We start from the raw sequence: 22,714 nt of genomic DNA, 5'->3' as shown, positions 1-22,714 counted from the left end.
ATGGCTGAAGACTATACCACTTATGCAAAGACCATTGCTACAAAAACAAAGGAAGCAAGTCGGAGTTTAAAACGACTTACCACTAACCAGAAAAATGTGGTATTACTTCGGTTTGAAAAACTGTTATTAGAAAATGAAACCGAGATCATAACAAAAAACCAAATTGATTTAAAAAATGGGAAAGATAAGGGATTAAGTTCCTCTATGATGGATCGTTTACTCCTTGATTCGAAACGAATCCATGGGATGGCAAAGAGCATTGAAGAAATTAGGAACCTACCAGATCCTGTTGGGGAAGTAGTCAGAGGGACCATCCTTCCCAATGGGCTCGAACTTTTGACAAAACGAGTTCCCATTGGTGTAGTGATGACAATTTTTGAATCAAGACCAAATGTCATTGTAGACATTGCATCGTTATCCTTTAAGTCAGGTAATGCTTGTATTTTACGTGGTGGTAGCGAAGCGTATCATTCAAATCTCATTTTAACCTCCCTCTTCCATAAAGCCATCGAAGATTCGAATTTACCTGGTGTGAGTAAGGAAGTTGTCAGTTTTATTGACAATACAAACAGAGAAGCGATGCTTCCCTTTTTCCAATTAGATGATTTAATTGATGTCATTGTCCCAAGAGGTGGAGAGGCTCTCATTCGATTTGTATCAGAAAATAGCAAAATCCCTGTCATCAAACACGATAAAGGTGTAACTAACTTATATTTGTCTGACAAAGCCAACGAAAAAATTGTATTACCGATCCTAGTGAATTCTAAAATCCAAAGACCTGGTGTTTGTAACGCATTAGAAAATTTATTCATCCATAAAAATTACCCAAACACAAAAGTTTTATTACAGGAATTAAAACAAAAAGGGGTTCAAATCCTTGGCGATGAATCCATCCAGTCAATCGATCCTACGATACCTCTTGCATCAGAAGATGATTTTTCAACAGAGTTTTTAGACACAAGACTCAGCGTAAAAATTGTTGGTTCCATTGAAGATGCTATGGAAAATATCAAAAAATATAGCTCAGGTCACACGGAATGCATTTTATCAGAAGACATTACGGAAATCCAAACCTTCCAACAAGGATTGGATAGTGCTGCCATTTTTGTGAATTGTTCCACGAGGTTTCATGATGGTGGTGAGTATGGACTTGGAGCGGAAGTGGGAATTTCAACAGGGAAATTACATGTCAGGGGACCAATGGGACTCATCCACCTAACAACAACTACAACATATGTTACAGGAAAAGGACAAGTCCGAGGGTAAAATGGATGTGGTATTGTTTGGTGGAAGTTTTAATCCCCCACACATTGGTCATAGACATGTGATCTCTTCCCTAATAAAACAGTTCCCCGAATCCAAAATTTATATCTGTCCGAATTTTTTATCTCCGTTTAAATTGAATGAAATAAAATTTTCTAAGGGAGAAATTTGGTCCTTATGCTTATCAGAATTCCAGGAATTTTTATCAGATAATGTAATCTTATGGGATGAAGAGATCAAAAAAGATACTACGAGTTTCACAATCGATACCTTAACGAGTTTACAATCCTTAGAAAAGGATGGTTCCATTTCCCTTGTTATCGGTGAAGACAATTTACAAAATTTTAACCAATGGAAATCGTACGAACAAATACTAAAGAAAATACAAAAACTAATCATCGTAAGACGAAATACAGAATATCCAAATTCAATTTTGATCCCAAACTTCATAGATGAGGAACAATTATTGGTTTTAAATAACCCAATTGTCAAAATGAGTAGTACTGAAATCAGAAACCAACCAAAACATGAGTGGCAAATAAATTCGATTTTACCCCAAACAAAATCCTTACTGGATTCTTATCTTCAAAAAAGGAAATCTTTCGGAGGAGATAAAAAATGAATCTCACTCCCACAGAAGTAAAGGAATGGATACAATTTTTCCAAAAAGAAATTCCAAATCATGTTACCGAGACTAGATGGCAACATATTTTACGAGTGGCATTCTATGCAAAAGAATTAGCTTTGATTCATGGATATGAAGATCCGGATAAAGCCTATTTGGCAGGATTATGCCATGATACCACCAAACAAAAAAAAATGGATGTCCATCAAAGTTTGTTCTCTGAATTTAATTTAGAAACAGACGGAATTCCCTTCCAAGCCTTACATGCTTATTCGGCTCCCCTATTCCTTAAAAAAAATTACGATTTTTATGACAAGGAAATCCAATCCGCCATCCAAAATCATACCTTAGGAAATCCTAACCCCTCGCTATTGGATCAGATCCTTTATGCCGCAGATTTTTTAGGATCAGATTATTGCCATAGGAAAACAGAGTTAGATGATTGGTTTCAAAAAACAAAAGAAAACTTGGATTTTGGCATTTTTATGAAAGCATTCCAAACGATCACATTTCTAATGGAAAAAAAAGAAATCATTCATACACATACTTTTTTAACTTATAACCAATCATTGTTATCATTAAAGGAAATTTTATAAATGTTACGTGAAACAAAAGAAAAACAAACGATACCAGCAAAAACACTTCTCATCATAGCAGGTACCTTTTTTATATTTGCGATTTTGTTTTTAATTTTAAGGTCAAAAACTGGGTTTTCCTTAGATCAAAAATTTTCACAAAGCAAACGAATGCCCATTTTATTTTCAGTTCTGGGTGATAAAGACGAATACCTGTTTTCCTTGTATGCTGAATTTTATCCTAACGAAAGAAAGGCTGCTCTATTTTTTGTGAATCCTAAAACTAGTTTTGATGATGGAGAAAAGTCATTAAAAGAAAAAGGTAGTTCTGCTCCCTCTTATGTTGAATCTGTATTAGAGGATACTTTGGATTCCAACATTCCGTTTAAGATTGTATGGACCAAGGAACAGTTTCAAAATTGGGTGAACTTGCTTGGTGGATTACAATTATTTTTTGAACCAAAGTCGTTACATATCACTAAAAATTATAATCGAAACAAAGAATCATATGTTTTAGACGGTGAAGATTGTTTTGATTGGATGAGTTCACTTTCTGATGATTCAATGATCTCATACTTTCGAAGATTAGAAATCCAAGAGACTGTGATGTTAACTCTTTTCGAAACCATCCATGAAAAACGAGATACCTTGAGTAAACAAAAACTCACCTATTTACATGGCCAAATGACAACAAACCTATCTTCAAAAGAATGGGAAACTTTGGTAGATTTTTTAAAAAAGGAAAAAATCCAATTTGGAGTATCTGAAGTTCCAGGAGAACCAGTGTTACGTCCCAAATACAAAGACCAAATCTTAAAAGCTAACGAAGAAACCATAAAGGTAGCATTTTATAAATTTTCCGGAGAACTTAGGTCTCCAAGTTTTGGCGAAGGGGAAAGAGCAAGAATTGAAGTACTCAATGGAACTGCAAAAAATGGACTTGCCAGATATGGAAAAGTATTACTCAATGATAAAGGTCTGAAAGTTCTCACCGTTGACAATGCTTGGGATTCGAATTTTAAATCCACAGTGATTTTAAATCGTTCTGGAAACACACAATATACAGATTTAATTTCTGAAACATTTCAGGGTAGAAAGGTATTCTTTTCGTTACGAAAAGACTTAGGCCTTGATGCCACTGTTATACTCGGAGAAGACTTTCAAAATTCCAAGGATTAAAATGCCAAATATCAGTTCAGAAACTTTAGAACATCTTAAAAAAATCAAACAAACGTTAATTGATAAAAAATGCGAAAATATTCAATTTCTTGATCTCAAAGACGTTCATTCTTATTTATCATTATTTGTCATCGCCACTGTGAAAACAGAAACACAAGGAAGATCTTGTGCGAAAGATATCGATAAGTATATGAAACCCTTAAAACTAGCAGTCAAACGGCAAAATTTGACTGATTTACCGAAGGATGCTACTGGTTGGATCCTTCTCGATTATGGCGAAATTTGTGTACACATCATGACAGATGAAATGAGAACTTATTATTCACTGGATAGACTTTGGGGAGATGCTTCTCTTATTGCGATATAAGTTGTAAGGTTTCTTCCCAATTGTCTTTTGGCAATTCACAATGGAAATTTTGACAAACGTAATAACGAATTCCATTACCCGCATCTCTTCCTTGTAACAGACCCAATCTGTTTTCCAAAGAACGACATTCTTCCTCACTGAGGACACACCAAACAAGAGCCGGATCTTTGATTTGGCTTAATTGCATTCGAATGTTTTTGACAATGTCTTCTGATTGGTTTTTGTAAACCACGAGAACTTCTTTCGATGGAGTTTGGAATTTTAGAAATGCGGAAACCATGGAAGGATAACTGAGTGAGTTTTGAGTGAGTTCTGGTAAAAAATAAGAGAAGATAGAATTTGCTTTGGTTTCCAATTTTCCATTTAAATAACCCAAAGAATTTAAAAAATAGAAACAATGTAAGATTGTAGAATTTCCGGAAGGTTCCACACCGTCGTAACCTTCAATCGTACGTACAATTAAGTCTTCATTCCCCTCATAGGATTCGTAATATGGTCCCACATTTGATAAAAAATATTTCTCTAAGTATTCCCAAATTTGAATTCCTTTATCGAAGTAATGGATGCCACCATCTAACTGAAATAAACGAAGACATACCCAAATCAACTCAGAATAATCGGATAAAGTTCCGAAGTATTTGGTTTCCCCATCTCGAAATCTTCGTAAAACGGAGCCATCTTCTTTGACCAAATACGTAAGAATGAATTGGTAAATTTCTTTTGCTTGGTTTAGGTATTTGGTTTCACCAGTCACTTCGTAACTTGCAAGTAAGGCACGGATCCACAAACAATTCCATGATGTTAAAATTTTATCATCACGTAACGGACGAATTCTTGTGTTCCTACTTTCTAATAAAACCTCTTTTGTTTTCTGTATCCGTTCTTTAAAATCGTTTTTGAATTGGATTCCGTCAAGGAAGGGGTTTTTTCCTTTAAAATAAACATGGAGTATATTTTGATTGTGTTCGAAATTTCCTTCTTCCGTTACATTCCAGAAATTCAGGATTTCTTCATCGGAAACTAAGGATTTGATTTCATTTTCTTTCCAAACATAAAATTTACCTTCTTCTCCTTCAGAGTCTGCATCCTCTGCACTAGCGATTCCACCTACATTCAGGCGCATATCCCTCTCGATATAAGAGATGATCTCTTGTATCGTTTCTAAAAAGAAAGTTTCGTTTGTGATTCGGTATAGTTTTGCCAAACTTTCGACAAACAAAGAGTTGTCGTACAACATTTTTTCAAAATGCGGAACCAACCATTCGTTGTCTGTCGCATAACGACAAATTCCTCCGCCAACTTGATCGTAAATTCCACCCGATTTCATGGCATACGATGTATTAAATGCCATTTCCAAAGCACGATTGTCTTTTTCAATCATGTAATAATCGAGTAAAAAACTAAGTGCCATACTCGGCGGAAATTTATTAACAGAATTTGTTTTGAAACCAAAATAATCCTTATCGTATACTTGGATGTATCGATTGAAATTTTGTGTGAGAATTTGTTTTTCAGGAACTTGTCCAGCATTGGTTCGTGTTTCATTCTCTTTTAAGTAAATCGTAAGGTCCTTCGCTGCTTGTAAAAGTTCCCCTTTCTGGTGGGTCCAAGCCTGGATTACAAGTTTTAGGACTTCTTTAAAACTTCGTTTCCCATACTTGTTTTCAGGTGGGAAGTAAGTTCCCCCAAGGATGGGTTCTTTTTCTGGAGTCAAAAACATATTGAGAGGCCATCCGCCTTGGGTACCCATCGCATGTAATGCATCCATATAAATTTTATCTATGTCGGGACGTTCTTCTCTGTCTAACTTGATGCATACAAAATCTCGGTTTAAAACTTCTGCTGTGGATTCATCTTCGAAGGATTCGCGTTCCATCACATGGCACCAGTGGCAAGTGGAATAACCAATGGATAATAGGATGACTTTGTCTTCCTTAACTGCTTTTTCGAAGGCTTCCGGACCCCATGGAAACCAATCTACTGGGTTGTGTGCATGTTGTAACAAATAAGGACTTTTTTCATGAACCAAACGATTCGGTTTTTTAGACAAATTTGCCACAATGTTCTCCCAGAAAAGAAGCTTTCCAGACCAAGCTTTTTACATTTTCGGTTGATTGACAACATTGATTTTTTCATCTTGTCTCTGTAAGGGGTTTAAAAAGTTTCCATTGAAAAGACAAAATTTTATCCCCAAACGTTTTCTCACAAAATCTCAAAAGTTGACCAGCTGGTTAATATCTTTGAGTCTTCTAACTTTCCCAGTTTTAGCAGATTCCGACTTTGATGACGACATCAAACGGATGCAACTAGCCCAGTGGGAAAATGGTGATGTAGTTCCGGAACCTCTGCAAGGGCCAGGTCCAAAAAAACTAAGATTGTCGATTTCCCAAGCAATTGAACAAGTCATTGAAAACAATACAATTGTACAAAATGCAAAATTAGAAATTGTCAAGGCGGACAGCCCAGAATGGAAAAATGAATCCAAGTATTCTTGGAGGGCACTAGCCAGTATCCAATCTGCAAAACAATTATTCCCAAGTAACAGAAATAACATCTTTGCAGGAACAATTCGTTCACAAGATAAAATCTCTGCGGGGATTGAAAAACAATTCAAAACTGGAACTTATTTTAAAACAGAAATCAGCACCATTCGTTTTGACGTAAACGCATTTGAAAACCCAGATTCTTCTACGTCGGGATTTGCAAGTTTACTTGCTGCCCCTCCAATGTATACAGGCGCAATTTCTGCGACTCTTTCACAAGAACTTCTAAAGTATAGTTTTGGTAAAAACGAAGAAGAAAAAGAGAAGTTATTAAAAAATCAAACCCTCCTTGTCAGGGAAAATTACATTAATATCTTAACTCAACTTGTCGTCAAAATCCTTGTTGATTATTGGTCTTTGAGTATCGTTGATTCCCGCATTGCAACGTATGAAAAAGTTTCAAAAAATACTGAGGAAATACGGAAATTAACACTTCGAAAAACTGGACTAGGACTTTCTGAAGGTTTCGAAGTAAACCAATGGAACCAAGCTTACCTCAAAACACAGTCATTACTTGAAAAAGCAAAAGTGGATCGGATTGAAGCAGAAAGAAATTTGATTCGCATTCTAAATGTTGATACATCTTCTTCTATTGAAGGTGTTACCGATTTAAGTGAAACTTTACCAACAAATATTAATATAAAAGCTGATGTTGAGTATGCATTAGCACATAGAACTGATTATTTAATCCTAAAAAGAGAAAGAGAAATCGCAAAACTGGCATTAAATACTGCATTGGCTGAAGATGATCCTTCTCTTTTGGCAACTGTTTCTTATAGTTCGATTGGACAAAACTTTTTATCTCCACAAGAAAACTTCATAGCAAGACAACGTGGAGTTACTTCCTTTATGTATCCTCAAGTGACAGCAGAATTAAAAATGTCATATCCATTATGGGATTTGGGAATCAAAGCAGCCATTCGAGATGCCGAAACTAATTTAAAAATCAATGAACTCAAGATTCAAAACTTAGAACAAGAAATTGAACAAGAAATGGCAATTCGACATGAAGCATTGATTGCAAGTCATGCTCTGCTCAAAGACTTACAAAAAACAAAAAAGGAAACCGAAACATTTTATAACGGACTCATGGAACGTTTTAGACAAGGCCGATATACAGCTGTAAATGTCAAAAATGCTCTTGATAGTTTGGCCAATACGGAACTTGCTGTCACCCAAGCCAAAATTAATTTTAATATCAACTTAGTTCGTTACGAATTAGCTAAAAATTCTCTATTTGAAAAGTATGGTTTAGATTTGTATTCCATTTTGGAAGAAGTAGAAAAACGAGCTAAAATCGAAACAGATAAATTATGAAATCGTTTCCAACACATAGAAAAGATGAAATGGTATTGTACCGCCGTACCTTCCATCAAAATCCAGAACTCAAATATGAAGAAAAAGAGACTGCAAGTTTTGCAAAAAAACATTTAGAATCCTTAGGTTTTACTGTCGAAGAAGGAATTGCGGAAACTGGTCTTGTTGCATTGTTTGATTCTGGAAAACCAGGAAAAACCATTTTGGTACGTGCAGACATGGATGCCCTACCTATCCATGAAGAAAATGTTCACAATTATAAAAGTAAAAATGAAGGGAAAATGCATGCCTGTGGACATGATGGGCATACAAGTATCTTACTCGCGTTAGCTTCTGATCTAAAAAAAGATTTTTCAAGTTTTGTACCGAAAGGCAGAGTTCTACTCTGTTTCCAACCAGCAGAAGAAGGTGGATCTGGTGCTGATAGAATGATTGAATCCGGCATCTTAGAAAGATACAATGTTGATTCTGTTTTTGCACTCCATGTTTGGAACCATATTGATTTAGGAAAAGTGGGAGTTGTGAATGGAACCATGATGGCTTCCGTTGACGAATTCAAAATTACCGTTGAAGGTACCTCTGGACACGGAGCGATGCCACAACACACTGTAGATCCAATTCTTGTTGGTAGTCATTTAGTTACCGCCTTACAAACTTTAGTTTCAAGGAATGTAGATCCTTTGGAACCTTGTGTTGTGACAGTGGGATCCTTCCATTCTGGGAATGCATTTAATGTAATTCCCGAAACTGCAGTTTTACACGGAACGGTTCGTACCTATTCAAAATCTGTTTACGACATGATCCCGGAACGAATGAAACAATTGGTAGAACAAGTAGGTTCTGGTTTTGGAGCCAAAATTCGTTTGGATTACAAACGAATTGACAAACCAACGATCAATGACCCAGTGATGGCTGATGTCGTCCGAAAAGCTGCCAAGTCAGTTCTGGGTGATAATTGTCTAACGGAAGAAAATACTCGTACCATGGGTGGAGAGGATTTTTCTGCTTTTTTGATGCAAAAACCTGGCTGTTATTTTTTCATCGGGTCTAGAAATGAGAAAAAAGGTTTTATCCATCCTCATCATAGTTCCTTTTTCGATTTTGACGAAGATGCACTTCCCATTGGCCTTGCCGTTATGAAGGAAGTCATTCACACTTACCTCCAAGATTTTTCATAAATTTCTCCTTGCTTTTATATCCCATTTCGTTATTAGTTAGATATCTAACCAATTCGAGGGAAATATGATAAGTTTTGAACTGAATGATGGAATCGGAATCATTCAACTTGGGATTAATGACAAGAACAGCTTTTCCAATGAGTCTTTTTTGGCATTAAAACAATCAATCCAACAAGCAAAAGATTCAAAAGCAAAGGTTGTAGTTTTAAGAAGTACTTCTGCAGGATCTTTTTCATTAGGTCTAGACTTGACAACTGTTAGTTCAATGGATATGTCAAAAGATCTTGCTCCATTTTTAGAACTATTTTATCACAACCTCACTGAAATTTACCAATTACCGATGCCTACCATTGCGGAAGTTTCAGGGCATGCGTTAGGGTATGGTGCGATGCTTGCTCTAGTTTGTGATTATCGTTTTGCCACTTCAGACATTCGTTTTGGATTACCTGAAGTGAAAATTGGAATCCAAGTACCTTCTTTTGTATATGCACTGATGGGGGAAGCCGTTGGTTATGATTTAGCAAAACGTCATGTGTTACTCGGTGATGCTTTTAAAGCAAAGGAGTATCCTACCTTATTTGAAGAAATTTCAGAAACAGAAGATGATTTGAAAAAGAAGTCGAAGTCTTTACAAACCAAACTGAAAAAAAATTCCTTCTCAGCAATGAGAGATACAAAAAAAGGAATTTTAAGTGTTCACAAACCTTTACTTGATCTGGTAAAAGAAGATGTAAAAAATACGATTGCAAGTATCCAATCACCTGACGCAAAAGAAGGCATCTCAGCCTCAGTTGAAGTCAGAAGGCCTGTGTTTACATCCTAAACATTCAAACGATTCCCTTTCGGTCTCGGATGTGTTTATAAATTTCATCGAGGATAGGGTATAAAATATCCTCGTTTTCTTTTGAAATCCCCCAAGTTTGAAGGGATAATAATTTTGCGGAAATGGTTACGATTTTTTTCCGAATTTTTTTTCCATCCCTTGAAAGTAAAATTGCCCATTCCCTTCCATCACTAGGAGACGGATTTCGATCCACAAGGCCTTCTTTCACCAATCGATTCACGAGGACCGTACACGTTGGTTTTGTCTTTTCAATTGTTTTGGCGATTTGGGTCATATTGATAGGTTTCGATGTTCGAATCAAAAACGTTAATATTTCAAAATGAGAGGTAGTGAGACCTGGATAACCTAACTTCTCCATTTCGATGCGAACAATATCAGCAATTTCTGAACTAATACGATCAAAATAACGAACGGAGCGAAACCGTTTTGGAAGTTCTCTTGGCATGATCCGAAATAAAATCGTTACGCTTTCAGAGCTTCGATTTCTGAAATTTCCTTTGGAATGGATTCCGTTAAGTTGATAGGAGTTTTGCCATTGATGAGAATGTCATCTTCAATACGGATCCCGATCCCACGAAACTCTTTTGGAATCGATTCATCCTTTGGATCAAAATACAATCCTGGTTCTACAGTGACAACTTGACCGTCTTTTAAAGGCCTTGATTTACCTTCTAAAAAGTACCTTCCCACATCATGTACATCCATTCCCAAATAATGTCCCGTGCGATGCATATAAAACTTCTTGTAGGTTTCTTTTTCTAAAATTTCATCCAGGTTCCCTGTTAAAAATCCCATTTCCCTAAGGCAGTCTGATAAAAATCGAACTGTTTTTTCATGGACTTCATTGAATGGAATACCTGCAACTGAATGTTGGATTGCATTTTTTTGTGCATACAAAACTACTTCATATATCATCTTTTGTGATTCGGAAAATTTTTTACCGACAGGGAAAACGCGAGTTACGTCAGCCGTATAATAATTCCATTCAGCACCAGAATCAACGAGAACCAAATCTCCATCCAAGAGTTTGTCATCATTGTTTACATAATGTAAAATACATGCATTTTTACCAGATGCTACAATATGTCCATACCCTCCTCCAATGGAGCCATACTTTAAGTATTCTTGTTCGAGTAAGGCTTCCAGTTCATATTCGTACATACCAGGTTTACTTTCTCGCATGATTCGCATATGCCCAAGTTTGGTAATTTCGGCTGCATTTTTTAAAATTTGAATTTCTTCTTTTGATTTGGTGAGACGTTCTTCATGTAAAAAATTGGGATGTTCAATTCGATGTGGTCCAAATTTTCCTTCCCTTGCCCTTTCCGATAAATTTTTACATTCTAATAATAGTTCGCGGTCTCTCTCGGGGTTTTCACCAAAAAAATAATATAAAGTATGATTTCCTAATAAAATTGCAGATTTTTGTTTGTCCCAATCATTTAAGTCATAAACAAAATTCAAACCTAACATGGATTTGATTTTGTCTTTTCCCAAGCGAATCCCTGTCCAAATCTCTCTCTCTTTGTCCTTTGGCAAACAAAACATTCCAACAGTTTCGGATGTTAATATCAATATTGAATCTTCTTCTTTAATCCCTGTTAGATAATAAAAATCTGAGTTTTGTCTAAACTTATATTCAACATCACGGTTACGAATTTTATGATTTGCCGCAAAAAGAATCAGGATTTCTCCATTTTTTAATTTTTTTTGAACTTTAGAGATTCTTTTTTGATACGTAACAGCATCATATTCTTTGGATTTTAATTGCGGTTGTTTCATGTTTTAATCACTTCCTCAAGTGCTTCAAATATGCGAACGGGGTTTTGGTCTAACATACAACGGAAATGACCTTCAGGACAAATCCTTCCACCATGAATTCCACAAGGTCTACAGTTTAGACCATTCACTTGCAAAATTCGGTGTTTGTCTGACAAACTTCCATAACCAAATTCTGGGATTGTTGCACCGTAGATCATAACCGTTGGTGTATTGAATGCAGAAGCAAAATGAATGGGACTTGAATCATTGGAAATGATGGCTGTTGCATTTTGAATCCATACCATAAGTTCTTTTAAACTTGTTTGGCCTACTAAAGAAAGTAACCTCTCTCTTTCTTTGATTTCCAAAGGTTCTGTTTTCATCATACGAAAAATATGATCTTGGATCTCTACATCTGCCTTACTTCCTACGAGAATGACTGATTCATTTCTTTTTCTCAAAATTTGTGTGATGACACTCACAAATTTTTCTTCAGGCATTCGTTTGGTTTCCCATAAAGAAGAGGGAGCAATTAAAATGTAACCGGTTTCGTTTTTGAGAAGTTTTGTCCGTTTGGAAAGATAGGAAGATTCGTCTTCCTCGCTAGGATATAAATAGGGCCTTCTTTCTCTTCCAGTTGGGAAATCATACGGTTCAAATAAAAGTGAAAATAATTTTTCCACCTCATGTGGTCCTTGTTTTGGTCTTTGGACCAACTTGGTATGCAAAAAAGAAAATCCAGATTCTTTGTAACCAATCCGAATGGGAGCCTTTGTGAAAAAAGAAATCAAACTAGAACGATAGGAAAAATGGGGAGAATATACTTTATCAAACTTTTCTTTTCTTAATTTTTGGATGAACTTTAAGAAAAAAAATGGATTCTTTTTGATCTTCTTTTTATCTAGACACCAAACATGCGTTATATCAGGATTATGATCTAATACAGATTCCGTTCCTAAATTCACTAACACATGGATTTCACTTTCCTTGTGTTCCATTTTCACCGCGTGAAAAAAGGAGGTGGAGAGGATTAAATCGCCAAGGAAAGCGGTTTGGATGATGAGGATTTTTTCAGGCATCAGACTCTTTCTAATATCGACACAAAGTTGTTTGTAGCTAGTCCACCTATACTTTGTGCTACTGCCAACCGCTTTTCAGGCCATTCAGAAAAGAACCTACAAAGTTCCACAATTTGAGCAAGTCCCGATGCTCCGACGGGGTGACCCCGGGATTTAAGCCCACCGGAAGCATTGATCGGTAATTTGCCCTTTGGGTGAGTGAGACCAGCTTTTACCTGGAATAAGGCCTCTCCCCGTTTGAAAAATCCTGCATCTTCGGCACCTACAAGCTCAAATGGAGTAAATGCATCGTGTAACTCCGCAAAATGGATGTCATTTGGCCCCACTCCTGCCTCTTCATAGGCCTTGGCAAAGGCAATCCGATTGGCTAAAAAACTGGGCTCAGCACTAGATAGGAAAGGAGACAAACCAGAACCCATTCCTCTGACAGAAACCGAACTAGGATCCTTGGATAAGATGAGAGCTGCTGATCCATCAGATAAGGGAGAGATATCATAAAGCCCAAGTGGGCTTGAAATCTTAGGTTGGTTTTTGTATTCTTCCAGGGTTAGATTTTTTTTGATATGTGCCTTTGGATTTTGTAACCCATTGTCATGTAGTTTTTTCGCGATGGCAAACAAATCCTCGGCCTCGTACCCATACTGATGTAGGTATTGGTTTGTGATCATGGCACCACCTTGTGCCATTGACATTCCTAGTTTCCGTTGTGAATCGGAGAGGACAGAACCTAACAATAAATTACTTTCTTCTCGGTTCAGTTGTGACATGAGTTCTGTTGCGATCACAAGACCATGATCAAACCGACCACTGAGAATCAAATTCACTCCCAACTGGAAGGCTGCCGCACCGGAAGAAGATGCAGTTTCCATTCGAATGGAATAAAGATCTTTTAGTCCTAACCTGGCAGCAATTTTTGCTGAAAGGTGAAATTCCTGGTTATAAGAATCAGGTGAAAAACTTGCATAAATGATGAATTGAATTTTGTGAGATTGAAACTCATGTACAGATTGTTTTGCGGTAACAGAGGACAAATCGAGTTGTGATCCTTTGTGTTTACCAAATACACTCATTGATGGATTGTGAATGTAAACTTTCTTCATTCGAATATAGTTTCCGCTTGCCTATTCTATGAAAACCAATTATCTTTCCAATTGAACCGAGAATTTGAGGTTACCCATATGAAGGGAAAAAAAGAAGTAATCGACATATTAGCAGAAGTTCTATCTGCGGAACTCACAGCCATCAATCAGTATTTCATACACGCAAAATTATGCAAAAACTGGGGATACATGGAACTTGCCGAGTATCTCAGAAAAGAATCCATCGAAGAAATGAAACATGCTGACGAAATCATGGAGCGTATTCTCTATTTTGATGGTATCCCTGACTTACAAAAATACATGAAAATCAATGTAGGCCAAACAGTTCCCGAGATGTTACAACATGACTTACAATTGGAATACAATGCTGTAGAACGATTGAACCGTGGGATTGATATATGTGTGGCAAGTAAAGACAATGGAACAAGAGAACTTTTGGAGAAAATTCTTGTCTCGGAAGAAGAACACATTGATTGGATTGAGACTCAAGTATCGCTCATAGAATCCATTGGTTTACAAAACTATTTGGCTCAAAAATTAGGAGATTCGGAATAAAACCTACACATCCCACCTATCATGCCATTTGCGGAGAAGGACTTTCTCCGCTTTTGGAAACGGAAATCCAATCCTTTCATCTTAAAATCAGCAATCAGAATCGTGGTGGAATTTTTTTCTCAGGCAAAAAAGAGGATGTGATCCAATTTGCCATCCATACCAAATTTGCCTCTCGTGTGAATTTGCAACTCCTTCATGAAAATGCACAAAACTACGACGAATTTTATACCAAAACATCCGAGATCCCATGGGAAAAATACATTGGACCCAATGTGAGTTTTCGTATTGATGCGGAAACCAAAGATAAATTAAAAAATTCTGAATTCACGATGCATCGTACAAAAGATGCAATCCTTGACAGACTCCGTGCCAAAAAAGTCCCTCTACCCGAAATTGAAAAACGTTTAGCCGACATTACCATTGTTGTCAGGTCACATACGGATCGATTTAGCGTCGAACTTTCATTATCTGGCGATCCTGTCGGACGACGAGGTTACAGACTCCATGCAGGAAATGCCCCTGTGAGAGAACCCATTGCTCAAGCAATGCTTGAAATGTCCGATTGGAAGGAAGGGGAAACTTTAGTTGACCCAATGTGCGGATCAGGTACAGTTCTTATTGAAGCTGCACTCAGAGAACGCCTGTTTGGTGAAATTAATCGATTTCTTTTTGCAGAATCCCCTATTTTCCAAACCTTATTTCCTACCTATGTATTCTCAGAACGAAAAAAGGAAAGTCCAACCTCTCCACATTTGTTTGGATTTGACATAGACCCTGAGGCAATTCGCATCGCTAAAGAAAATGCCTATGAAGCAGGAGTGGAAGATTTTATCAAGTTTGAAGTTGCAGACTGTTTAACATTAAAAAATACATTTGGTTCCCAAGGTCATTTGGTCACAAACCCTCCTTATGGTGACCGTATCGGAAAACCCATGGAAGATCTACGTGAGATGTACTTTCAATTTGGCCGAGTTTTAAAAAATGAATTTGGTGGCTGGAAGTTTACAGTGTTATGTGCTGATTTTTCCCTCCTTGGAAAATTTGGTTTAAAGGAAAACAAACACATCACACTCAAACATGCAAATTTAAAGGCAAAAATCGTAGATTATGAATTAAGAGGGGGGAAATGAAGTCAAAGGACATTTTAAGTCGTGTTTTTGAAATCACAAGAGATCCAAGAGATGGCCTACTTTTCATAAAAGAATTCCAATCCCTTTCTCCCGAATCTTTTGCCATTCTATATGCTGATTCCGAAACCATCTTTGAAAGTTCCGAAGCTTTATTTTCAGACTTAAAACTCCTCTACCAATTGGATTTGTTTCCTTTTGTTGTTCTAGAAGAAGATAGTTTTCAATACTTAAAAGTTTTTTTCCCACTCGAACAAATGGGCTCCAACCCTAACGATGAAAAGACATTAGGATTTTCTTATGAAATCATCGCAAGAGATGAACCTCTTCGTGAATCGGTTAAAACTTCTATTCAAAAGAAAAAAATCCCCATCCTACTTTGGAACGATGAAATTGAAAAACTTGAATCCGTCTTAGATCGATGTAGGGCAATTTTACATTCCTCAAAGGTGATCTATGTATCCATCGATGGTCCATTCAAAGATCCAAACTCTGGAAAAGTGAAATCAATTTTACAAATGGAAAATACCTTTCCTCTTCCCAGTGGAGTGACTATTACCGAAAGCCAAAAAGAATTCATCCAACTTTCAGAGGCATTGCTTTCCAAAATAGAAGATCCAAAATTCAGTATTGTTCTCACATCACCTTTCACACTTTTAACAGAACTTTTTACAGTCAAAGGAAGTGGAACACTAGTTAAACGAAAAAACAAAATCAATAAGTTTGAATCCACTGATGGAGTGGATATGGTGCGTCTCTTTCGTTTGATTGAAGAATCATTTGGGAAAAAACTAAAACCGGATTTTTTTCAAAGTAAGTTTGATGTCTTATTTTTGGAAGAATCCTATCGTGCCTGTGCCTGGATGCAAAAAACTGAATATGGTTATTTACTTTCAAAATTTGCTGTGAATGGCGTGGCACGTGGTGCAGGTGTTGGCCGAGACATTTGGGACCAAATTTTAGAACATTGTAGTCCTCTTTTTTGGCGGAGTAAACCAGATAATACAATCAATAAATGGTATATGTCAATCGCACAAGGAATTGAAAAAGACAATTCTTGGTATTATTATTGGCTCGGTGTGGACCAAACACTTATCCCTGGAATCATATCTCTTTTGAAATCCCAACCAGAAGACTTTGGTCTACCAAATCCACCATCAGAACCATAAAATGAAATTAATTTATGATGGAGAATGTTCCTTTTGTACTCGATTAGCCCATTCTTTGCAAAATCGATCCATCCAACCAATTGAAATCCTTTCTTACCATTCTTTGTCTGAAGAGTGGTTAAAGAAAATCCATCCGCAACTAACAAGGGATAAATGCAAAGGAGAAGTACAAATCATCCAGGATGGAAACCGTTTTCCAGGTTTTTTTGGAGTTCGAGTTTTGTTATGGAATGTACGAATCGTTCGGTATTTTGTTTGGATTCTATATTTGCCACTCATTCCTTTCTTAGGAATGTTTGTGATGTTCCTTCTAAAAAAATTCAAAAAATCACTTGGTTAATGTTTTCCTTCATCCAAACGAGACAAACCTAAATAAAAATCTTCTCTTGCATCCAAAGCCAATCGGTTCCCTTCCATCACTTGTTTTTTAGATTCATCTGTTAAACAAACAGTTTCAATCAAATCAAACAAACGTTTGCTATGACCTTCGTCGGCATCTAAATTCACTTGAAAAAACTTTCCTTCTGGCAAATTGAATTCTTTTTTCAATTGTTGGTATGAGTTCGCAATCTGTGAATACTCCAATTTGAGTAAGTATTCGTTGGCAGGTCCAAGAGCACCTAATCCATAATAAAATCCTAAATCAATTACCGATTTCATTTTCTCTAAATAGGTTTTGGTTTCAGGTAAAATTTGATGCTTTGAAAAATCGAAACCAAGTTGTTCTAAAAAATTTGTTAGTATCGATACATGTGTCTCGGAAATTTTACCTTCTCCCAACTCTTCCCAAATATTTTCTACAAGGACTATTTTGGCTTTTTGGTCTCGTGTATTGGCAGCAACTAACAAAAACCAATCGACAAAACCAATCGATACAAAGTATTCTTGGCTCAGCCAAAGTAATAAATCATCAAAACTCATTTTAATATTTCTTTCTTTTAGCCACTTCGCTTGTAAAACAGAATGTGTTTCCACTTCCCTTTTTAACATTCCTATGAGATTCATACGTTTTGGTCCTTTCCATACTGGTAACGCGGATGAGTTTGGTATTCCTCAAAACCCAAATTGATACATAATTCTAATAATTCCGAATATGATTTCCCAGCTTTTTCCCATAACATTGGCAAGGTGGAATAAATCTTAGAAAAACCAGGTGTAGCATTCACTTCCAAACAATAAGGTATTTCTCGTTCCAACTTAAAATCGATTCTGATATAACCTGAACTTCCGAGTAATTTTGCAATCTTCAAAGAAGTGGATTCTAATTCTTTTTGGAGGGTAATGGGAACTTCAAAATCCAAAGATTCCAAAAATTCAGATTTTGATTTGATTCCTTCATGGTATATCCCTGTAGGAGTATCCACATAGGCCATGGGTAAAACTTGGTAGTGATTCAAATTTCCAATCACACCAACCGTCAGTTCCCTTCCTGATAAAAATGGTTCCACTAAAAGCGGAAAATGTTCCTTTAGAAACATGGGAATCTGAATCTCCCATTCTCTCAGGTCACGGATCGTATTCGCTTCCGAAATTCCCAAACTCGATCCTTCTCCATTGGGTTTCACAAATACAGGAAATTGGAGTTTTGGTTTTGTTTGAAATTCTGTCAGTAGTTCTGAATCTGTGACTTGGATTCCCATCGAACGCAAAAAAACTTTGGTTTTGTATTTATCCAAAGTAATAGATTGCACTGCCGCAGAACTCCCAGTATGCGCAATTCCTAAATATTCGCATAACGCAGGTATATATGCTTCTCTTGAGGCAGAAGTATAACCTTCCACAAGATTCCACACGATCCAATTTTCCCTGTTACCCTTTGGAATATTGGAAAGAACAGATGTAATTTCTTTTGCATCCGAAAGTGACACAACATCATACCCTAAGGAAACAATTGTTTTTTCCATATACGATATGGTTTCTTCCGATTCCCATTCTTGGGAACGTTTCGGATGGTCCGGATTGTAAATATCACATGCAAGAATGACGGTTTTCATTCGGCTTGGAATTTCTCCCAATCGACTTCTGAAAGTATTGGATAGTAAGATTCTTTGTCTGAACCAACTGGCTCAAATGAAAAATGTATTTTTTTAGTCACTGCTGAACGGAAGGCATGTTGTCTAGTTTTTGGATAATAACCTAAATACCAATTGGCACCTATTGTAATTTTGCCACCACCACCTGGAAGATCATTCACAAAATGAGGAATACCCATTCCGCCAATTTTTCCACGCATATATTCAACGATTTCGATCCCACGAGCAAGTGGAGTACGAAACCCCCGCGAACCAGGAATGAGTTCTGGGTCATATAGATAATACGCACGAACACGCATTTCCAATAACTTTTTATGAAGTGTGAGCATTATTTCTTCATCATCATTGATGCCTTTGAGTAAAACTGCCTGATTCCCAACTGACACTCCAACTTTTAACAGACGTAATATGGCATCCTTAGATTCCTTTGTACATTCCTTTGGATGATTGAATTGCGTATGACAGAATATTGATAAATTGTCGTCATTATACCTTTCAATGATTTTACACAATTCATCTGTTATGCGAAATGGCAAAGTAACCGGATTTCTTGTCCCGAGTCTACAAATTCGTACATGTGGAATTTGATTCAGCTCATGTAAGATCCACTCAAGCCTTGCATCTGCAAGATTCAATGGGTCTCCCCCACTAATCACTACATCTTCGATTTCAGGATGGTTTCGTATGTATTCAAATGCCTTTTCTAAATCTGCCTTTTCCATCCTTTCCCCATTGGAAGATACCTTTCTACCTCGCATACAATGGCGACAGTACACACTGCACGAATGGTTTGAGAACAGAAGGACTCGATTCGGATACATATGAGTGAGCCCACGAACAGGGCTTAGCCGTTCCTCATCCAATGGATCGGAACTTTCTTCTAAAGAAAATACTGCTTCATCCGCAGTGGGAACAATCATCCTTCGAATGGGACAGTTTGGGTCAGAGGGATCAGATAAAGATAGATAATAAGGAGTGGTTGAAACAAGTAATCGGATGGTTTGTTGGATCCCAATCCGTTCTGATTCAGTGAGTAAAAAATAACGAGAAAGTTCCTCCCCTTTCACTCGGTTTTGCAACTGTGATGTGGGATCAGTCCAAATTGTCCTGGAAAACAATTCTTCTCTGGCCCGAAGAACTTCTGATAAACTGTTTTGCACGAGCATAAGATTTTATTCCTTACTTGCCAACAGACCACCAAATTCTTTTCTGGTGGTAATGCAAGAAAACCGCTTGGGGGAAATCCGTATGGTCGCCTTCGATGTCGACGGGACCTTATTTTCCTCAGAATCCATAATCTTTAAGACGTATGTGCAGGCAATCGAAGAGTTTGCAAAGAAAACGGGAAAAATTACGTCCCTGCCCACACACGATCAGATCATCAATGAAATTGGAAAACCAGTGCGGACTATTTTTGCAAACCTTCTCCCTTCCTTACCAGAATCCGAACGAGATTCAATTTCAGCCAGGGTTTTAGATTTACTATGTGATTCCATCCGCAGTGGTGGTGGGGATTTTTACGCTGGTGTAGGTTCTACCATTCATTATCTCAAAGAAAAAGGCTATACCATCACTTGCGCATCTAATGGTCGAAAACCTTATATCGAAACCGTTCTCGATACAGCAGGCGTATTACAATACTTCGAACCGATTGTTGTGATCAACCAAGAGACCATCCACACCAAAGGTGAAATTTTAGCAGAGTATGTACGCAAATACAGTTTAGAACCAAATTCCATTGCAATGATTGGAGATCGGTTCAGTGACTGGGAGGCGGCAAGGCAAAATGGATGCCCTTTTGGTTTTTGCACCTATGGTCATGGAGTTCCAGGCGAAATCCCAGATTTTGATTGGAAATTCGACGATTTAACGAATTTAAAACAATTTTTTTAAATTCGAAAATCAATAGAATTCCGACATTGATAGTGTGGCGGTACATCCCCAAATCCAAGAAGACAAATGGAAATCATTACGCTATTTCCTTGGCGGGATCTTCTTTGTACTCGTTCTCATTGAAAAGTCTATGGGCTTTGATCCGAAAGTTTCAGGAAATTTTTTTCCGAAACAAGGTTTTCGTAATATCGGAAAACAAACAGAAAAAACAAAATTTGCCGAACCAGTGGACCCTTTCCAAAGTGAAACCTTTGAAGATGATTTAAATTGGGAAGAAGAAGTCTTCAACCATTCCTACCCCACAAATACAAAGTCTACCAAACCAACAAAGGTAGTCGATGAAACCATTCCCGAAATCACTCTGCCAGAAGACAGGTTCCCTGGTGCAGGAAAAAGAATCAGTGCTGAACCTGGTTACCTTCCTGTGTACTTTCTCAAGTTTTATGGTTCTGGTAAAAATAGCCAATCCCAACTTGTAAAACTCACCCGCGAATTTCCTGGCGGGGATCCAATTGTATTTTTATTCCAAGAACTCACTAAAGGCCCCACAGCAACAGAAAAATCGAAAGGTGTGCTTTCTGCACTTACCAAAAAAATCCGAATGGAACCAAACTATCGTTTGGAGAATGGGATTTTACACATTTCCATTTCGGAAGAATTGAGTTCTGGTGGCAGTATGGAAATCTTAAAAGACCGATTGGACCAAATTACTTTTACCTATGTAGGGAATTTCGGAATCCAAGGAGTTGTACTATATTCAAATGGAGAGAGGATCCGCAGTTTGGGTAGTGATGGTATGTCCTTACCTGATGTTTTAGCAAAAACACAACGAAAAGTGATTTTGTTCTAACCCACTAAATGGTTTACAACGAAACGACAAACTGTATTCTCAAGATTGGTTTCCACCATGCGTAGGTATACATTCAAACGATACGGTTTTGTTTTGCGTAAATTATTTTTACGCCCCTACCACCCAGACTTTATCTCCACAAATTTAGATGATATTGCTTCTTCCTTACAAATATTCAGTGTGATGACTGCGGTCACATCCATCATCTCATTACTCTTTGTGGACTCACTTGTGAGAACAAAGGAAGCTAGTTTTTGGATCGCATTTTTTAGAATTTCATCCCTTGCAATTTGTTTTTCCGTTTACCTCTTAGCAAAAAGAGGAATCAAACGATACCAAAAACAAATCCTAGGAATCACAAGTCTTGTTCTCATTGGACTTGTAACTCTTTATATCCCGATGATGGTTTTTGATAATCCTAACCATGCTTATTATTTATTCGGTTCAGCAATCGTGATTGCCGGAGCTTCAATATTACTCTGGTTAGAACCAATTCGAATCTGTATCCTCTCTTTGATTTATATTTCCATTTTTATCCCTCTTCATTTAAATTTTTCCCGCATCCAAGGATTTGATAGGTATTTTTTCTACCAAGATGTTCTCATTGTTTCCTTTTTGTTAGCCTTCGGGATTGTTGCAAACTTTCTCATCAATTACTGGAGATTTGAAGAGTATCGGGTCAAAGAAAAACTCCACATAACAGTGGGTAAACTCCTTCGTATCAACCAGAAAATTGAAGATTTGTCTCGTGTAGATTCGATGACAGAACTTTTTAACAGAAGGCATCTATTAGAACAATTTGATCTGTATAAAAAAAGATCACACCGTGAAGGATTTGTGATTGGTCTTGTGATATTGGATTTGGACAAACTTAAAACCATTAACGATCGTTATGGACACAAACAAGGTGACATTGCTATCCAAGCTTTTGCCAAAACGTTAAAATCCAGAACTCGTATTACAGACATTGCCGCAAGGATTGGGGGAGATGAGTTTTGTTTGTTAGTTTCTCCCATCGATAAAGAGGGACTCCATACCTTAACAGAATCCATTCGGGAAAAAATGGAAGAATTACAAATTCCCATCTACAACGACCCGAACGAATCCCTCACCCTAACTGTTTCCATTGGTGGAACTCTATTCCATCCAGAAGATGATCCCAGTTTTGATGAACTCTACCATAAAATTGATACGGCTCTTTACACCTCCAAAAATGAAGGCCGAAACCGAATCACACTCCTAGAAATGTAAAAAAA

The 22,714-nt window shown here is 37.2% G+C and carries 23 protein-coding genes; 15 read left to right on the top strand and 8 right to left on the bottom strand.

The window, feature by feature from the left end; translation table 11 throughout:
- From ND855_RS07795 to rsfS, 5 genes are read left to right on the top strand one after another with little or no spacing between them, the layout of a single operon-like run.
- Positions 1 to 1,266, top strand: a complete 1,266-nt coding sequence (locus ND855_RS07795) for a glutamate-5-semialdehyde dehydrogenase (protein ID WP_265357878.1) — start codon at positions 1 to 3, stop codon at positions 1,264 to 1,266.
- A gap of 1 nt (position 1,267) precedes the next feature.
- A complete protein-coding gene (locus ND855_RS07790) occupies positions 1,268 to 1,885 on the top strand; it encodes a nicotinate-nicotinamide nucleotide adenylyltransferase (RefSeq protein WP_265357877.1) in 618 nt (205 codons plus the stop codon).
- A complete protein-coding gene (gene yqeK, locus ND855_RS07785; RefSeq protein ID WP_265357876.1) occupies positions 1,882 to 2,484 on the top strand; it encodes a bis(5'-nucleosyl)-tetraphosphatase (symmetrical) YqeK in 603 nt (200 codons plus the stop codon). Before ND855_RS07790 ends, yqeK begins: the two co-directional genes overlap by 4 nt.
- On the top strand, positions 2,485 to 3,642 hold the full coding sequence (locus tag ND855_RS07780) for a LytR C-terminal domain-containing protein (RefSeq protein WP_265357875.1): 1,158 nt from the start codon (positions 2,485 to 2,487) through the stop codon (positions 3,640 to 3,642).
- 1 nt (position 3,643) lies between these two features.
- On the top strand, positions 3,644 to 4,009 hold the full coding sequence (gene rsfS, locus ND855_RS07775; RefSeq protein ID WP_265357874.1) for a ribosome silencing factor: 366 nt from the start codon (positions 3,644 to 3,646) through the stop codon (positions 4,007 to 4,009).
- On the opposite strand, the gene ND855_RS07770 is transcribed toward rsfS, so the two are convergent.
- Complete coding sequence (locus ND855_RS07770) at positions 3,996 to 6,068, bottom strand: thioredoxin domain-containing protein (RefSeq protein ID WP_265357873.1); 2,073 nt, start codon at positions 6,066 to 6,068, stop codon at positions 3,996 to 3,998. The genes rsfS and ND855_RS07770 overlap by 14 nt on opposite strands.
- A gap of 241 nt (positions 6,069 to 6,309) precedes the next feature.
- Between ND855_RS07770 and ND855_RS07765 the strand changes: the two genes are divergently transcribed.
- The 3 genes from ND855_RS07765 to ND855_RS07755 all read left to right on the top strand — a co-directional run bounded on the left by ND855_RS07765 (position 6,310) and on the right by ND855_RS07755 (position 9,870).
- A complete protein-coding gene (locus ND855_RS07765) occupies positions 6,310 to 7,869 on the top strand; it encodes a TolC family protein (RefSeq protein WP_265359361.1) in 1,560 nt (519 codons plus the stop codon).
- Entirely contained in the window at positions 7,866 to 9,047 is a 1,182-nt protein-coding gene (locus ND855_RS07760; protein ID WP_265357872.1) for a M20 metallopeptidase family protein, read from the top strand. The genes ND855_RS07765 and ND855_RS07760 overlap by 4 nt, the downstream gene beginning before the upstream one ends.
- Positions 9,048 to 9,111: 64 nt before the next feature.
- A complete protein-coding gene (locus ND855_RS07755; protein WP_265357871.1) occupies positions 9,112 to 9,870 on the top strand; it encodes an enoyl-CoA hydratase/isomerase family protein in 759 nt (252 codons plus the stop codon).
- Between the two features lie 4 nt (positions 9,871 to 9,874).
- Here ND855_RS07755 and ND855_RS07750 read toward each other — a convergent pair whose 3' ends face one another.
- Genes ND855_RS07750 through ND855_RS07735 form a run of 4 tightly spaced genes read right to left on the bottom strand, consistent with a single transcriptional unit; the run spans position 9,875 to position 13,831 of the window.
- The gene (locus ND855_RS07750) at positions 9,875 to 10,336 is read right to left on the bottom strand and encodes a MarR family winged helix-turn-helix transcriptional regulator (RefSeq protein ID WP_265357870.1); all 462 of its coding nucleotides are present in this window, start codon (positions 10,334 to 10,336) and stop codon (positions 9,875 to 9,877) included.
- Positions 10,337 to 10,353: 17 nt separating this feature from the next.
- Positions 10,354 to 11,673, bottom strand: a complete 1,320-nt coding sequence (locus ND855_RS07745) for an aminopeptidase P N-terminal domain-containing protein (RefSeq protein WP_265357869.1) — start codon at positions 11,671 to 11,673, stop codon at positions 10,354 to 10,356.
- Positions 11,670 to 12,731, bottom strand: a complete 1,062-nt coding sequence (gene waaF, locus ND855_RS07740; RefSeq protein ID WP_265357868.1) for a lipopolysaccharide heptosyltransferase II — start codon at positions 12,729 to 12,731, stop codon at positions 11,670 to 11,672. Before waaF ends, ND855_RS07745 begins: the two co-directional genes overlap by 4 nt.
- Entirely contained in the window at positions 12,731 to 13,831 is a 1,101-nt protein-coding gene (locus tag ND855_RS07735; protein WP_265357867.1) for a thiolase family protein, read from the bottom strand. Before ND855_RS07735 ends, waaF begins: the two co-directional genes overlap by 1 nt.
- A gap of 78 nt (positions 13,832 to 13,909) precedes the next feature.
- Between ND855_RS07735 and bfr the strand changes: the two genes are divergently transcribed.
- Genes bfr through ND855_RS07715 form a run of 4 tightly spaced genes read left to right on the top strand, consistent with a single transcriptional unit; the run spans position 13,910 to position 17,022 of the window.
- The gene (gene bfr / locus ND855_RS07730) at positions 13,910 to 14,386 is read left to right on the top strand and encodes a bacterioferritin (protein WP_108959277.1); all 477 of its coding nucleotides are present in this window, start codon (positions 13,910 to 13,912) and stop codon (positions 14,384 to 14,386) included.
- Positions 14,323 to 15,516, top strand: coding sequence for a THUMP domain-containing class I SAM-dependent RNA methyltransferase (locus ND855_RS07725; RefSeq protein ID WP_407658742.1), 1,194 nt, complete (start codon positions 14,323 to 14,325; stop codon positions 15,514 to 15,516). Before bfr ends, ND855_RS07725 begins: the two co-directional genes overlap by 64 nt.
- Positions 15,513 to 16,682 carry an acetylglutamate kinase gene (locus ND855_RS07720; protein ID WP_265357865.1) on the top strand — a complete coding sequence of 390 codons (1,170 nt, stop codon included), beginning with the start codon at positions 15,513 to 15,515 and terminating at the stop codon, positions 16,680 to 16,682. Before ND855_RS07725 ends, ND855_RS07720 begins: the two co-directional genes overlap by 4 nt.
- A 1-nt stretch (position 16,683) precedes the next feature.
- On the top strand, positions 16,684 to 17,022 hold the full coding sequence (locus ND855_RS07715) for a DCC1-like thiol-disulfide oxidoreductase family protein (RefSeq protein WP_265357864.1): 339 nt from the start codon (positions 16,684 to 16,686) through the stop codon (positions 17,020 to 17,022).
- On the opposite strand, the gene ND855_RS07710 is transcribed toward ND855_RS07715, so the two are convergent.
- The 3 genes from ND855_RS07710 to ND855_RS07700 are packed head-to-tail and all read right to left on the bottom strand — an operon-like array spanning position 17,019 to position 19,881.
- On the bottom strand, positions 17,019 to 17,687 hold the full coding sequence (locus tag ND855_RS07710) for an iron-containing redox enzyme family protein (protein WP_265357863.1): 669 nt from the start codon (positions 17,685 to 17,687) through the stop codon (positions 17,019 to 17,021). The two genes, ND855_RS07715 and ND855_RS07710, sit on opposite strands and share 4 nt — an antisense overlap.
- Positions 17,684 to 18,676, bottom strand: coding sequence for a D-alanine--D-alanine ligase family protein (locus tag ND855_RS07705; RefSeq protein ID WP_265357862.1), 993 nt, complete (start codon positions 18,674 to 18,676; stop codon positions 17,684 to 17,686). The genes ND855_RS07710 and ND855_RS07705 overlap by 4 nt, the downstream gene beginning before the upstream one ends.
- Positions 18,673 to 19,881, bottom strand: a complete 1,209-nt coding sequence (locus ND855_RS07700; RefSeq protein ID WP_265357861.1) for a KamA family radical SAM protein — start codon at positions 19,879 to 19,881, stop codon at positions 18,673 to 18,675. The genes ND855_RS07705 and ND855_RS07700 overlap by 4 nt, the downstream gene beginning before the upstream one ends.
- Positions 19,882 to 19,963: 82 nt before the next feature.
- On the opposite strand from ND855_RS07700, the gene ND855_RS07695 reads away from it, so the two are divergent.
- Genes ND855_RS07695 through ND855_RS07685 form a run of 3 tightly spaced genes read left to right on the top strand, consistent with a single transcriptional unit; the run spans position 19,964 to position 22,709 of the window.
- Positions 19,964 to 20,608 (top strand): HAD family hydrolase, encoded by a 645-nt coding sequence (locus ND855_RS07695; protein WP_265357860.1) that lies wholly within the window; start codon positions 19,964 to 19,966, stop codon positions 20,606 to 20,608.
- A 34-nt stretch (positions 20,609 to 20,642) separates the two neighbouring features.
- Entirely contained in the window at positions 20,643 to 21,458 is an 816-nt protein-coding gene (locus tag ND855_RS07690) for a GerMN domain-containing protein (RefSeq protein ID WP_265357859.1), read from the top strand.
- Between the two features lie 57 nt (positions 21,459 to 21,515).
- Positions 21,516 to 22,709 carry a GGDEF domain-containing protein gene (locus tag ND855_RS07685; RefSeq protein WP_265357858.1) on the top strand — a complete coding sequence of 398 codons (1,194 nt, stop codon included), beginning with the start codon at positions 21,516 to 21,518 and terminating at the stop codon, positions 22,707 to 22,709.
- Positions 22,710 to 22,714 lie beyond the last annotated feature (5 nt).

It is taken from the genome of Leptospira paudalimensis (assembly GCF_026151345.1).
Taxonomy (GTDB): domain Bacteria; phylum Spirochaetota; class Leptospiria; order Leptospirales; family Leptospiraceae; genus Leptospira_A; species Leptospira_A paudalimensis.
The sequence above is the reverse complement of the archived record's forward strand: the minus strand, read 5'-3'. Positions and strand labels throughout refer to the sequence as shown.

Bases quoted from the DNA above. Each gene is read 5' to 3' on its own strand.
- ND855_RS07695 (WP_265357860.1), top strand. From the start codon at position 19,964: ATGGTCGCCTTCGATGTCGACGGGACCTTATTTTCCTCAGAATCCATA.
- ND855_RS07755 (WP_265357871.1), top strand. From the start codon at position 9,112: ATGATAAGTTTTGAACTGAATGATGGAATCGGAATCATTCAACTTGGG.
- waaF (WP_265357868.1), bottom strand. From the start codon at position 12,731: ATGCCTGAAAAAATCCTCATCATCCAAACCGCTTTCCTTGGCGATTTA.
- ND855_RS07720 (WP_265357865.1), top strand. From the start codon at position 15,513: ATGAAGTCAAAGGACATTTTAAGTCGTGTTTTTGAAATCACAAGAGAT.
- rsfS (WP_265357874.1), top strand. From the start codon at position 3,644: ATGCCAAATATCAGTTCAGAAACTTTAGAACATCTTAAAAAAATCAAA.
- ND855_RS07715 (WP_265357864.1), top strand. From the start codon at position 16,684: ATGAAATTAATTTATGATGGAGAATGTTCCTTTTGTACTCGATTAGCC.
- ND855_RS07790 (WP_265357877.1), top strand. From the start codon at position 1,268: ATGGATGTGGTATTGTTTGGTGGAAGTTTTAATCCCCCACACATTGGT.
- ND855_RS07745 (WP_265357869.1), bottom strand. From the start codon at position 11,673: ATGAAACAACCGCAATTAAAATCCAAAGAATATGATGCTGTTACGTAT.
- ND855_RS07795 (WP_265357878.1), top strand. From the start codon at position 1: ATGGCTGAAGACTATACCACTTATGCAAAGACCATTGCTACAAAAACA.
- bfr (WP_108959277.1), top strand. From the start codon at position 13,910: ATGAAGGGAAAAAAAGAAGTAATCGACATATTAGCAGAAGTTCTATCT.
- ND855_RS07705 (WP_265357862.1), bottom strand. From the start codon at position 18,676: ATGAAAACCGTCATTCTTGCATGTGATATTTACAATCCGGACCATCCG.
- ND855_RS07700 (WP_265357861.1), bottom strand. From the start codon at position 19,881: ATGCTCGTGCAAAACAGTTTATCAGAAGTTCTTCGGGCCAGAGAAGAA.
- ND855_RS07750 (WP_265357870.1), bottom strand. From the start codon at position 10,336: ATGCCAAGAGAACTTCCAAAACGGTTTCGCTCCGTTCGTTATTTTGAT.
- ND855_RS07760 (WP_265357872.1), top strand. From the start codon at position 7,866: ATGAAATCGTTTCCAACACATAGAAAAGATGAAATGGTATTGTACCGC.
- ND855_RS07780 (WP_265357875.1), top strand. From the start codon at position 2,485: ATGTTACGTGAAACAAAAGAAAAACAAACGATACCAGCAAAAACACTT.
- ND855_RS07685 (WP_265357858.1), top strand. From the start codon at position 21,516: ATGCGTAGGTATACATTCAAACGATACGGTTTTGTTTTGCGTAAATTA.
- ND855_RS07735 (WP_265357867.1), bottom strand. From the start codon at position 13,831: ATGAAGAAAGTTTACATTCACAATCCATCAATGAGTGTATTTGGTAAA.
- ND855_RS07710 (WP_265357863.1), bottom strand. From the start codon at position 17,687: ATGAATCTCATAGGAATGTTAAAAAGGGAAGTGGAAACACATTCTGTT.
- ND855_RS07765 (WP_265359361.1), top strand. From the start codon at position 6,310: ATGCAACTAGCCCAGTGGGAAAATGGTGATGTAGTTCCGGAACCTCTG.
- yqeK (WP_265357876.1), top strand. From the start codon at position 1,882: ATGAATCTCACTCCCACAGAAGTAAAGGAATGGATACAATTTTTCCAA.